Genomic DNA, 12,975 nt, shown 5'->3' on the forward strand with positions numbered 1-12,975 from the left:
GTTACAAGAAGAAGGAACGAAGAATGGTAGCTGCTACAATCAGGAAGATACAAGCACCAAACCAAGAGGCTGCCGTCTTGCTCGTGTCGGGGTCGCCCGAACTGAACTTGTTATACACCTTTATTCCCCCAATCAAGCCCACCACGGCTCCGATGGCATAGATGAGCTTTGTGCCCGGGTCAAAGTAACTTGTGACCATCTTCGTGGCTTCGTTGATACCTGCCATACCGTTTCCCTGTGCGTATGCTCCTGCGGTAGTGGCGAGGACAAGAAGCATCATCATTGCAATTTTCTTTCTGTTCATTGTACTATTGCTTTATTGAGTTGTTAATAAATAATTGCGTTTTATCGGAGTCGGCAAGGGTGGCTTCAGGGCGTGTACGATTGTTTTACTTATTTGCCACCCTTCCGATACTCCGCATCCGTTGTCTTAGAGATAGTAGGAAAGCGGTCTTTCCTCCATATCTTCGTCGTTGTCTTCACCGCTCTTTTCGGAGGAAGCGGGTATCGTATCCTCCGCCTGTTCCGCTTCTTCTGCCTTGCGTATGGCGGCGAGAAGTTGCTGATGATCCGGTTCTTGCTGGAGCGTCACCTTCTTCATATACTCCATCAGGTCAGTACCCCGTATGGATTGGAGCGTTTCGTGAACTTCGGCTTCGTCCTCCTCATCTAAAGCGTCGTCTTTTCGGCTCCATCGGCTGACCCTTGCCAAGTCACGGGAGAGAATGGCGGTAGGTGTTGTCTCGGGTATAGCCTCGTCTGCGATTTGCAGTTCCTCTCGGACAATGGAGTCTTCATCCGTCTCGTCCATCGTGTAGGCAACTTGCATCTCATTCTCACCCTCCTCCATATTGCTTTCCTCTTCTTCCGATACTTCCGTGTCATCGGCTGTTTGTTGCTCTGTTTGAGCGTTTTGCATCGCAAAAGTATTGGGATTTTCAATCGCTTTTTCAGATGAGGAAACAGCGGGAACTCGAGGGATGGAAGAGGAAATGAACGCCTTGCTTCGCCCTACCAGAATATGGGAGTCATCTTCCTTTTTCGGCTCTCTTTGTGGTAATGGAGTAGTTGCACTTACCTCTTTCCTTTTCTCCCCTTTCTTACGGAAAGGGAAGCACTGAAAACAGAAGTACACGATGCCCAAGAGCATCCAGACCACGCCTAAGAACAAGAGGATATTCAGTAATATCTTTTCCATCATAAGTTGAGTGTTTGATTGCGTTTATACTGTGCCGCTGTCTTGTTCAGCAGGGCTTGATGTTCTTTCAGATGTTCAAGAAGAATGTTCTCGATGTAGGAGGTGATGGTGGTCTTGGCACGGACATCACGAAGAACATCTTTGAGGAGTTGCAATATCTCACTGTTGATGGTAAATCCGGATTTGCCATTACGGTCTGACAAGCGGACAAAGTAGCGTTCTTGGTACTCCTCAAAAGATAGCCCGACCGGCATACCTTCCTCCTTGTTTCCTTTGACTCTTGACTTTCTTACTGGACGCTCCTCTGCTGCTTTTTCTTCCACAGATGATTCTTTGGACGGTTGGACATGACTTTCCTCTTCTTCCGGCTCTTCGACCTGCATCCGCTCCAATTCCCGCTCGTAGTCTGTGGGCTGGTCATAGAAAGGAGACTCTTCGGGTGTGCGTACCTGTACACCGTAATTACCCATCTCCTTGAGTTTCTTTTTCAGGATTTTCTGCCGTTCTTCAGTAATGGAACTCATAGGCTGTCGGGGCTAATCTGACATTTATCCATCATTTCCTGCACCCAAAGGTCAATACCTGTAGGTTGGCGCAAGGCAAGTGCAGGAGGGAGATAGGAACTGCGGAAGACGCCTTTCACTCCTCCTTGCCCCAACTCTCTGGCGAACCTCACCGAATGATAGATACGGGCATCAAAGAGGTTGATTTCCTCATCCTTCGCATATTGTGTGTAATAATCCATAACGACGGTGCTCGCATTACGATTGATTTTGTTCCACAGCAGAAGCAAATCCTTGATGCGGGCATCGCTGAGACTGACTCCCAAGTCCCTTATCGCCTTGGCATAGGCAAAGCTGGAGACCAAGGATTGGGGATCTGCCTCGATGGGCGTGATGATATAGTCCACTTCAATGGAGAGTTCGAGCAAATCTTCCGTCTCTGCATGACCGGGGAAATCGAAGATGACAAGGCTTCTTTTCGTATTGTGCGAACTCAGGTATTCCTCTACATCTTGAATCGCCTCTTTCGGGGTGGAGCGGATGATGGGATAGGCAGGTTTGCCAAATTTGCTGAAGAACTGTCCCATCTGTGCTGTAAGCTCTTCACTCCCCTCGATGATTCTTCGCTCCCTTTGTCGCAGTTTGAAGAACGACTCTTGCGTACCGTCACAATCCACGACCAAAAGGGATACTCCCTTCTCATAATAGAGAACGGATGCGAGCACTTCGGCAAGGCTACTCTTTCCCACGCCCCCCTTTTGGGAGGCAAAGCCCAGAAAGATGGGCTGTTTTTTTGTCTCTTGTTTCATTGTCATTTGCACATTGCGTTATAAACTTTGTTTTACGAGGTCAATCAGTCAGTCTTGACCGATTGATTGGCTGACTCTCCGAGCTACTGTTCAACTGACTTTTTGACCAGCCGACTTACTTACTCTTTGAGTGATGGACTCTCTTACTTTCTGTCCGTCTAACCAACCTTCCGATTTACTCTTTAACCGACTTAGATCATCGAAAAATGGGTCGGTCAGTCAGTCGTTTCTGACCTAAATCCGCTGCAAATTAAGTCAGTAAATCAGTCGGTCACAAGCCTTAAGGAAGTGCAGGGAAAAGGAAGGAAAAAGAATGAATATCGCTTATAGTGAGCGAATTACATTCCTGCCGTAACTTTGCAAGCAGATAGAAAACATGGAGGTAACCTCCCCGAAGCGGACACCCTGAAAGGTGGATGCTCCAATCGCATCAACTCTTGATACCGGCAAGGTGTGTCTTTGTAACACAAACCGCAGTTTGTACCACAAAGACCCTTGCCCCGAAGGGGAGAGAATTACTCCAAAGTCGTAATTAAAAGAAGAAACAACAGATGAATAAACAGACAGAAAAGAATAATGGGCAAAAAGCCTCTGAAAAGCCTCGATGGGATAACTGGCATGTACGTCTGCCCAACCCGAAAGACCAGCAACGGGCGATTGATTTGTTCCATAAATCAGGTGCGGAAACCAAGTCGGATTTCGTGCGTGGTCGTATTCTTGGAGAGCATTTCAAGGTGATTACGGTGGATAAATCCGCCGTGGAATACTATCGAAAACTGTCCGAACTGACGGCACAAATTCACAAGATTGGCGTGCTGTATAACCAGACTGTGCGTGCCATCAACAGCTATCATAGCGTAAAAACTGCACAGATACTGCTTGAAAAGTTGGAGCATTTATCAGCTCAAATTATCACTTTGCAGGAACAAGCTATCAGTCTTACCATAGACTACCGTAAGAAATGATTGCCAAGATTTCAGCAACGGAGAACCTTGGAGGAGCACTGGGATATAACTTCAAAAAGGTGGAAAAAGAGGAAGCAAGCATTCTTCTTGCCCAAGGCTTGTATCAAAACAAAGAGGGAACTTATACGATGGCAGAGGTATTTGCCGATATGCAAGCACTTATCCCGGAGAAGTGCCGAACAAAAAAGACGGTGTTTCATTGCTCGCTCAATCCGCATCCGGACGAGAAACTCTCTGATGAACTTCTTGCGCAGATTGCCAAGGAGTATATGGAAGCACTCGGCTATGGCAAGCAACCCTACATCGTGTTCAAGCATAACGACATCGCCCGTGAGCATATACATATCGTATCGCTTCGGGTAGATAGTAATAGAAGAAAAATCAATGACAAGTTCGAGGGCAAAAGAAGTAAGCTGATTACTGATGCCTTGGAGCGAAAATACAACTTGATTCCAAGTTCAAAAGTTAATGAGAAAGCGGTAATAGAAACGCCCAAGATAGATACCACAAAAGGAAATATCAAGGAGCAAGTGGCAAGCGTTGTCCGCAGGGTTCTGAAGCATTACCGCTTCTGTTCTTTGGGCGAACTCAATGCCATTCTCTCCCAATACTATATTACAGTAGAAGAGGTGAAGACAGAGTTTCGTGGAAAGAAGTATGACGGAGTGGTCTATGTTCCAACCGATGATAAGGGAGACAAGGTAAGCACACCCATCCATGCCTCGGACATCGGTCGTGGTGTGGGCTATACTGCCCTACAGAATAGGATACAGAAATCCAAGCAAGGCATCAAACCGCTGATACCTGCCGTAAGAGAGAAAGTCCTGCAAGTTATGCGTACTTCCCCTCAAACAGAGGAAGCTCTGCAACAACGAATGGAGGAACAAGGCTTGCGAACGGTTATCCGAAAGAATGAGAGCGGACGCATCTATGGTATCACATTCATTGATGATAAAGAGGGCGTTGCTCTTAATGGCTCACGATTGGGCAAGGGATATGCCGCCAATGCGTTTAATGCCTACTTCGACAATCCTAATCATAATCCCTTCTTGGACGAAACGCTGTATGGCAATCCGTCCTTACGTTCCGAACAAACCAACATTGTCTTGCCGATGCAGCCGAACACGGAGGAAAGCGACAATATCGTCGATGAACTCATGGAGGAACTTGTTGGCGAACCTTTCGCCCCAACGGGTAATGATGATTGGAAGGAGGCGACTTGGCAACGCAAGATCCGAAAAGCAAATAAGGTCAAACTCAGACGAAGTAAACGATAAACGAATAGTATTCAAACAACGATTAAACAACAACAATACGATTATGGCACAAGAAGATGATTTAAGGGCATTGGGCAAGATTATGGATTTTATGCGGGGGATTTCTGTGATATTCCTACTTGCCAACTGTTATTGGTTTTGTTACGAGGCATTCCAGCAATGGCATTTCACATTGAGCATCATCAACAAAATACTGATGAATTTTGAGCGGACTACGGGCTTGTTCTCGTCCATCCTTTGGACGAAACTCTTTTGTGTGGTGTTCCTTGCCCTTTCTTGTTTGGGGACGAAAGGGGTGAAGGAAGAGAAAATCACGTGGCCAAAGATTTGGACGGTGCTTTTCTCAGGCTTCGTCTTTTTCTTTCTCAATTGGTGGGTGCTGGCATTGCCCATCGGTAAGGTCGGTGCCGCTTCGCTCTATATCTTTACGCTCTCCGTGGGCTATATCTGTCTCTTGATGGGTGGCGTATGGATGAGCCGACTACTCAAAAACAACCTGATGGACGATGTTTTCAATACAGAGAACGAGAGCTTTATGCAGGAAACACGATTGATGGAAAATGAATACTCGGTTAATCTACCTACACGATTCTACTACAAAAAGAAGTGGAACAAGGGCTGGATCAATGTGGTCAATCCCTTTCGTGCCTCGATGGTGCTGGGTACTCCGGGGTCGGGTAAGTCGTATGCCATCGTAAACAACTATATCAAGCAGCAAATTGAGAAAGGCTTTGCCATGTATATCTACGATTACAAGTTCCCCGACCTCTCAGAGATTGCCTACAATCACCTGCTCCATCATTTGGACGCTTACAAAGTAAAGCCACAGTTCTATGTGATCAACTTCGATGATCCGAGGAAGTCACATCGATGTAATCCCATTAACCCAGCCTTTATGACAGATATATCGGACGCGTACGAGAGTGCCTATACCATTATGCTTAATCTCAACCGCTCATGGATACAGAAGCAAGGGGACTTCTTCGTAGAGTCGCCAATCATTTTGCTGGCAGCCATTATCTGGTTCCTCAAAATCTATGAGAATGGGAAGTATTGTACCTTCCCTCATGCCATTGAGTTTCTGAACCGACCCTACGCACAGATATTCCCAATACTCACTTCCTACGATGAACTTGCCAATTACCTTTCTCCTTTCATGGATGCTTGGGAGGGGGGCGCCCAAGACCAGTTGCAGGGACAGATAGCTTCTGCCAAGATACCGCTATCCCGTATGATTTCACCTGCTCTTTATTGGGTGATGACAGGCGATGATTTCTCGCTTGATATCAATAACCCGAATGAGCCGAAAGTCCTTGTGGTGGGCAACAACCCAGACCGTCAGAATATCTATTCGGCTGCACTCGGACTCTACAATAGCCGTATCGTGAAGCTCATCAACAAGAAGAAACAACTCAAATCCTCGGTGATTATCGACGAGTTGCCGACTATCTACTTTCGTGGACTGGACAACCTTATCGCTACGGCACGAAGCAACAAGGTGGCGGTGTGTTTGGGTTTTCAGGACTTCTCACAGCTTACCCGTGACTATGGCGATAAGGAGAGTAAAGTAATTCAGAATACGGTAGGAAATATGTTTAGTGGGCAGGTGGTTGGCGAAACAGCCAAGACACTCTCCGAACGTTTCGGCAAGGTGCTTCAGCAACGGCAGTCGATGACCATCAACCGCAACGACAAGTCCACCTCTATCTCTACACAAATGGATAGCCTTATCCCTGCAAGTAAAATCTCCAACCTCACGCAAGGTATGTTCGTGGGGGCTGTGTCTGACAATTTTGATGAACGCATCGACCAAAAGATTTTCCACGCAGAGATAGTGGTGGACAGTGCCAAGGTCTCTGCCGAGATGAAAGCCTACCAACCCATACCCGTGATAGCGGACTTTACAAATGAAGATGGCTCCGACAATCTCAAAGAGACCATCGAAGCCAACTATAAACATGTGAAACAAGAAGTCCTTGCTCTAGTCAACAGCGAAGTAACCCGTATCAAAGGTGATGCTACTCTTTCCCACTTAATTAAAGAGTAATCTATCTTACAACTCAATATCTCTAAATATTCTAAGAAGATTGCTCAAAACTGAATCGTTTGGAAATTCATAAAACACGGTTGTAAATCTTAAGTCTATTGGTTTAAAGTAGTAGAATACGCTCAAAGTATTAATACCCAAGAGCGCACGGGAGACTTCGAAATGGACTTGATTATCGGCAGGGGTGGAAGCAAGGCTATCCTAACGCTCACTAATCGGAAAACAGACTTTGACATTATTTAGGCACTTCCTCACGGACGCAAAGCAAAGCCCTTAGTCAAAGAACTGGTCAAGAGATTGGCCTATCTCAAACGAAGAGGACAACTACATTCTATCACAACGGACAACGGACCAGAGTTTATGGCTTTTGATAAGATTAAAAAGCGCCTCAAGGTGCCGGTGTATTTCGCCAGACCATACACTTCTACGGACAAACCACACATCGAATACCTGAATGCACTCATTCGGCAATATCTACCGAAACATTCTTCTTTCATTGATATAACATCTAAACAGATTGCTATGATAAAACATAAACTAAACCATAGTCCCTGAAAAAAAATTAAACCATCCCCCCTCTTTTGAATCTTTCTTCCTAAATTTGACTTAGTATTGCATTTATCTATGGAATATGCAGAATAGAACAATATCCAGCCTAAGTATCTACTTCTTTATTAACTTCAGAGATAACCTGTGCTACGAGTTCAGTAAACATTGAATAGTTGGAATTACAAATATCGACAAATAGATTATCAAGCTTGTTAAAAACATAGTCTTCTTTGGGTATGATAATGCTATATAAATATTTACCTTTGTTTTTTACACGTGACGTACTAGAGATGTATCCTTTTTTTTGAAGTTTTCCAACGATTGATGCAACCGTTGTATATGGCCAAGGAGATGAGATATCTCTTATAGAAAAAGGCGATGCAATTTTCCAAATAGTAGCCATAATTAACTCCTCTTTTTGTGTTAGTTGGGTCATATATGCGCTTTAATTAATTTCTTTTTAGAATCTCTGCAAATGGGATATAAGGCGGAATATATACAAATCTTGAATGATAAGCAAAATCAAAATAAGCTGTAATAATTGACTTCATATCAGATACGGATTTTACACTAGAAACCAGCAATGGAATTATATGTTCATTATATTTCAGCACAATAGAGTCACAATTAGCAAATATAGATTCTGTATTTCCTTGATAAGAAAACTCGCACTGTATAGTAATATCCTTACTTGACAATTCACTACTAACAAATGCTTTCCCATTTTTTATTAACACAATGTTGATGTTATTCTTTGTATTCCCACCATCACTATCCTTCTCGGACAATATATACATGTGTGAAAATTGTGTTGGAGATATCTTTTCTGAAGAAAAAAAAGTCTCTTCATGAGAAACAAATTTTACATGATCTTTTAATTCAATATGAAAACTAATTTGGCTGGCAATATCACTGTTTCGTTCTTTTGTCAATGATAAGATCCACGGAGTTAAAACTATGAGTAAAACACCAATAGACAACACCCCGATTTTATAGTAAGATGACGTTTTTTTTGACAAAATTCGATTGATCTCTGGACTATGCTCCATAGTAGTATATGACTTGTGAATTTAGATATAAAGATGATTAGCCTCCTAGCTCCAATTGATTTTTAATGAGCGTGTAATAATTCCCTCTAAGACGGATTAGTTCCTCATGGGTTCCTTGTTCAACTACACGACCACGTTCCATTACGATTATATTATCAGCTTCTTTTACGGTACTAAGTCTATGTGCAATAATAATAGCTGTTTTTTCTCTGCAGAATGACTTTAAATTCTCCATTATTTGCTTTTCATTATTAGCATCAAGAGAATTTGTTGCTTCATCAAGAAATATAATACTAGGATTTTTATACACCATACGAGCTATTAGTATTCGTTGTTTTTGACCTTGACTCAATCCCGCCCCTTCCATGCCAATTCGAGTGTTATATTTCAATGGCAATGTCTCTATATAGTCATGAATACAAGCAATCTTTGCAGCTTCAGTGACTAAGTCTAAATTAACTCCAGTCAAATCAGAGAGAGCAATATTTTCGGCAATAGTGCTTGAAAAAATAAAGCCATCTTGCAATACGGCACCAATACTTGATCTCCATTGGAATGGGTTGATGGTACTAACATCACTGCCTCCAATTGTGATTTTTCCACATGTAGGGGTATAAAAGCCTAACAATAGTTTCATTAAAGTGGTTTTCCCACTGCCACTAGCTCCGACTATTGCAGTTACCTTTTTTTTGGGAAATTCCATGTTAAGACCGCAAATAACCATTTTTTCTTCTGGATAGTTATACGAAAATGAAAGGTTGCTTACCCTTATATCCTCTTGATGATTATCTAAAAGAACATTCTTTGTGTCATATTCGTCTTGCATCGTTCGAATTTCGTTTATCCTTTCAATACTAATTGCAGCATCTTGTGCAGATCGAGCAAACTGAATGAGTTGTTCTATTGGAACAGACAATTGACCTATGACATACATTATAGACATCATTTCTCCTAAAGTCAATTGACCGTCAACGACAGAAATTGCGGCAAGATAAGTAATGATCAAATTCACAAATTGACCGAAAAAGAGCCCCCCGGTTCTTTGAATTTGAAAAAGCAATAGACTCTTGACTCCAATTGTGTATAAATTAGCTTGTAGCTTTTCCCACCCCCAAATCTCTTTTTTTTCACTTCTGTTGATTTTGAGTTCTGCTATTCCTGTTATAAGTTGAATTAATTTAGATTGTTCCCCCGATGCTTGAGCAAATCTACGATTATCCAACTCATGACGATATTTTAAGAAAAGCATTACCCATATAATATAGGCAGTATTTCCCACAATAAATATCACCAAGAATTGTAATTTATAATAAGCTAGTAGCGCAGAAAAAACAGCTATATTAATCACGGAAAACACTGCAAGAAAAGACTCTCCTGTGAGGAATCGTTCTATCCTTGAATTGTCTTCGATTCTTTGCATAATGTCTCCTACATTCTTACTATCAAAGAAAGCAAGAGGAAGTCGTACTATCTTATGAAGAAAATCAGAGAGAAATAGTATATTTATTCGAGAATTAACTTGGAGCAAAGCCCAAGAACGCAAAAAATCCACTGAAAATCGAGATACGAGAATACCCAATTGAGCAAGAATGATAAGCCAAATTAAACTCTTGTCCTTTAGTTGAATACCACTATCAACAATTTTTTGAGTAAGAATGGGAAACACAAATCCCAAAACACTAGTAATAAGGAGGAAAACAAGAATATGAATAAAGAACAACTTGTATTTCCGTGTGTATGGAAGAAGTGTCCTCCATACCTCTAATTTATCTTTTTGTGAGAGTCCTTCCGTAAAATTTTTGCTTGGAGACAAGAGTAATACAACACCTTTTCCTTCATTGGTCTCAAATAAAGAGCGAAACTCATCCATCGAAAATTTACAACGGCCCTGCGCTGGATCAACAACATGAAATACGGTGGTGGAGCGATTAGATGTAATCTTGTAGCAAACCATAAAATGTTTTTGGTTCCAATGAATAACACACGGTCCATCCAGATGATGAACCAAATCATGCGCAGAAATCAACCCAGGGGTTGTTTCAAACCCCAACCTTTTAGCTGCCACGTCTAGTCCAAACAGTGAGACTCCGTCTCGTGCAATACCTGAAAACTTCCGAATAGTCTCAATATCTACATCCTTTCCATAGTATTTCGCAATTATTTTCAAACATGTTGGACCACAATCCATTGAATCATATTGCCGATAGGGATATACCCTCTTACGAAAGAAATAGTCAAAAACGCTTGCTCTCATTACTGGTTTTTCTATTTCTATAGCTAGCCCTAACGGAATTGAACCGGTATGAAATATTCAAACTCACTCCTGAAAAATCCTGTTCCTCTATTTCTTTGGAAACTATCCCCGACATTTCCCTCAATCTATAAAGCTTATTGTCAAGGAACAAATTCTGTAGGGTAAAATCGAAAGTGAAGTTCTTAAAGCTTTTTGAAAGCATAACATTATAATTCCATCTCCTAGAGAGGTCTAGGAAGAGATTGTTACTCCTAGTAGAATAGCTAGCAAAGAGGCTAGAACGCCAACCTCTCCCAAGATCAATATAGTGCTCACTCGTAAGTCTGATCATTGGGCGGTTATATGAATGTCCATGATATTCTACAAACTGCTTTGTACAGTTTAGGCCTATTGATGGAGAATAAGGGCCAAACGAATCTTTCCAATTTAAACCGAAAAAAAACATAGAGTAATTGGGGATATTAATCACACGCTTCAATACAACATTCTCGTTGGATTCATGCTTCGTCAATACTGTTGCTGTGGTGTTTTGTATATAATTACAGCTCAGATTAAACGAGAATTTCTTATACGTACCGATGAGTTGTACTACATCTTTTGTTTGATTGAGCAAAAAAGGATTTCCTTGCTGGTAAATATATTGATTCTCAATAATCACAAAATTATTTAAAGAGGAGTATGCAGGTCTGTTGATGTTCATCCTATAAGATAGAGTCATCTGAAAGTCCTTCTCAAAATAGGATAAAGAAAGGGTTGGACTCACAAAATGAGGAGAGGACTTTTGAAAGGTGGGTTTTATGCCGTTCTGTATGTAAGACGACATTTCATATTCATAACGTAACCCTGCATACAACGACATTTTTTTCCATTTAGTCCTTAAGTCCAAGAATGAAGCCAAAAGGGTTTGCTTGTTTTTTATATTTGAATTTGCAACATCTGTCGTTAATCCCTCTTCATTTTTAAGAAGGCTATTCCTATTGAAGCTAACCGTCATCTCGGTACCATACCCCAGCATTACGCTTTTTATTGGGGTTTGAAAAGACAACATTATAGAGTTCATGGCAAAACTTTGCTTGCCTGTAGTCTCTATAGATGATGAAGTTTCAATTTCATCGTACGAAAAAAGTTTGGTACTGCGTCCAAAGAGAAACTCATCAGTAACATTCACGCTTGTTTTCCCAATCTTTCCGTTGTAATACAAGCTAGAAGTTGATTTATATGGCTTTGTGTTTAACTGAGATGAAAATGGAGTATTCAATTGTTCAACCCCATTCTCTGAATGTATTAGACCACTTGAATGGATATCAAATTTCGCATTCCCTATATTGAAATTAGAAATAACACCTATATTGGTCTCTTTCGATGGGGATAAGTTCAAGTTAAATCCTCCTATAAGGAAATCACTCTGGTTGATTATATTTGCAGTACTAGAGGTTTCTGATAAACTGCCATCATTACTCAAAGCATAGTAATCGCTACTTCGATTTGACATACCTGTATGACTATAACCAACATTAAAGTTCCAATAAGTTCGCTTGTTGCTTTGTGAAACATTGCCCCCCGAATATGTGCTAAGTTTATTTTGCATTAAGGCATATTGAGAGACCGATAAACTTGTGCTGTTGTGTTTTTTGATAGTATTTATCTTAATCACAGATTTAGTGGAGGCCTTATATTGAACTCCTGGTGTATTAATAACTTCGATACTTGCAATATCTTGAGAACGTAATTGTTGTAGAATGCTAGCGTCTTGCACCTTTTGTCCATCAAGATAAAGTGTCGCATCACCGCCAGTCCCCAAAACAGAATAGGAGCCCCCACCTCCTTGAACAAAAGGTATCCGATTCAATAAATCGTCCATAGAACCACTGTTCTTCAACGAAGGAACAGCCGCAACATTGGCGATAAAAGCTCCATCCTTCAACGAGAATACTCTACGTTTCCCTATGACCGTCACCTCTTGAAGATGTTCAACATGGGGCTTTAATAACAAACGAGCATTTTCTCGGGGATATGAAGCCAATGGTTTAATCAGACTTTCATATCCAACAGAAGTAACTTTTATCAATTGAGGAAACTGCCCTTCAATCTTCTTTTGCTCTAAGTTAAAAGAATACATCCCATTTTCGCTAGTAACACCTCCTGCAAGAAAAGAAGAATCTTGAGATAGTATAATCACATTAGCAAATTCGATAGGAACTCCAGTCTCTTCGGAAAGCACTTGTCCTGAATACAATACCTGTGAAAAAACCAAGGGTTGAGATATAAAGCAAAAAAATGCTGCAACTAATAAGTTCTTCATAATTGACGCTATTCGTTGTTAA

The 12,975-nt window shown here is 41.4% G+C and carries 11 protein-coding genes and 1 pseudogene; 4 read left to right on the forward strand and 8 right to left on the reverse strand.

Annotated features, from left to right (window positions below; genetic code table 11):
- Position 1: 1 nt before the first annotated feature.
- From Tanf_RS06400 to Tanf_RS06415, 4 genes are all read right to left on the reverse strand, one after another.
- Positions 2-304: a DUF4134 domain-containing protein gene (locus Tanf_RS06400; protein WP_004584855.1), complete on the reverse strand. Its 303-nt coding sequence runs from the start codon at positions 302-304 to the stop codon at positions 2-4.
- 126 nt (positions 305-430) lie between these two features.
- Complete coding sequence (locus Tanf_RS06405; RefSeq protein ID WP_046825297.1) at positions 431-1,198, reverse strand: hypothetical protein; 768 nt, start codon at positions 1,196-1,198, stop codon at positions 431-433.
- Positions 1,198-1,722: a DUF3408 domain-containing protein gene (locus Tanf_RS06410; RefSeq protein WP_004584857.1), complete on the reverse strand. Its 525-nt coding sequence runs from the start codon at positions 1,720-1,722 to the stop codon at positions 1,198-1,200. The genes Tanf_RS06405 and Tanf_RS06410 overlap by 1 nt, the downstream gene beginning before the upstream one ends.
- Positions 1,719-2,510: a ParA family protein gene (locus Tanf_RS06415; protein ID WP_043898412.1), complete on the reverse strand. Its 792-nt coding sequence runs from the start codon at positions 2,508-2,510 to the stop codon at positions 1,719-1,721. The genes Tanf_RS06410 and Tanf_RS06415 overlap by 4 nt, the downstream gene beginning before the upstream one ends.
- Before the next feature lie 551 nt (positions 2,511-3,061).
- Between Tanf_RS06415 and Tanf_RS06420 the strand changes: the two genes are divergently transcribed.
- The 4 genes and pseudogenes from Tanf_RS06420 to Tanf_RS16130 all read left to right on the forward strand — a co-directional run.
- The gene (locus tag Tanf_RS06420; protein WP_004584859.1) at positions 3,062-3,475 is read left to right on the forward strand and encodes a plasmid mobilization protein; all 414 of its coding nucleotides are present in this window, start codon (positions 3,062-3,064) and stop codon (positions 3,473-3,475) included.
- Entirely contained in the window at positions 3,472-4,752 is a 1,281-nt protein-coding gene (gene mobB / locus Tanf_RS06425) for a conjugal transfer protein MobB (RefSeq protein WP_046825298.1), read from the forward strand. Before Tanf_RS06420 ends, mobB begins: the two co-directional genes overlap by 4 nt.
- Before the next feature lie 43 nt (positions 4,753-4,795).
- Positions 4,796-6,799 carry a conjugal transfer protein MobC gene (gene mobC, locus Tanf_RS06430; RefSeq protein ID WP_004584861.1) on the forward strand — a complete coding sequence of 668 codons (2,004 nt, stop codon included), beginning with the start codon at positions 4,796-4,798 and terminating at the stop codon, positions 6,797-6,799.
- A gap of 267 nt (positions 6,800-7,066) precedes the next feature.
- Positions 7,067-7,354: pseudogene (locus Tanf_RS16130) on the forward strand (IS30 family transposase); the annotation flags it as partial.
- 100 nt (positions 7,355-7,454) lie between these two features.
- Here the strand turns inward: Tanf_RS16130 and Tanf_RS06435 are convergent.
- From Tanf_RS06435 to Tanf_RS06450, 4 genes are read right to left on the reverse strand one after another with little or no spacing between them, the layout of a single operon-like run.
- Positions 7,455-7,784 carry a BlaI/MecI/CopY family transcriptional regulator gene (locus Tanf_RS06435; RefSeq protein WP_043898413.1) on the reverse strand — a complete coding sequence of 110 codons (330 nt, stop codon included), beginning with the start codon at positions 7,782-7,784 and terminating at the stop codon, positions 7,455-7,457.
- 13 nt (positions 7,785-7,797) lie between these two features.
- Entirely contained in the window at positions 7,798-8,397 is a 600-nt protein-coding gene (locus Tanf_RS06440) for a hypothetical protein (protein ID WP_043898414.1), read from the reverse strand.
- Positions 8,398-8,434: 37 nt separating this feature from the next.
- Positions 8,435-10,651: a peptidase domain-containing ABC transporter gene (locus tag Tanf_RS06445; RefSeq protein WP_004584864.1), complete on the reverse strand. Its 2,217-nt coding sequence runs from the start codon at positions 10,649-10,651 to the stop codon at positions 8,435-8,437.
- Complete coding sequence (locus Tanf_RS06450) at positions 10,632-12,953, reverse strand: outer membrane beta-barrel protein (protein WP_046825299.1); 2,322 nt, start codon at positions 12,951-12,953, stop codon at positions 10,632-10,634. The genes Tanf_RS06445 and Tanf_RS06450 overlap by 20 nt, the downstream gene beginning before the upstream one ends.
- Positions 12,954-12,975: the final 22 nt, after the last annotated feature.

The organism is Tannerella forsythia (genome assembly GCF_001006485.1).
GTDB classification, from domain to species: Bacteria; Bacteroidota; Bacteroidia; order Bacteroidales; family Tannerellaceae; genus Tannerella; species Tannerella forsythia.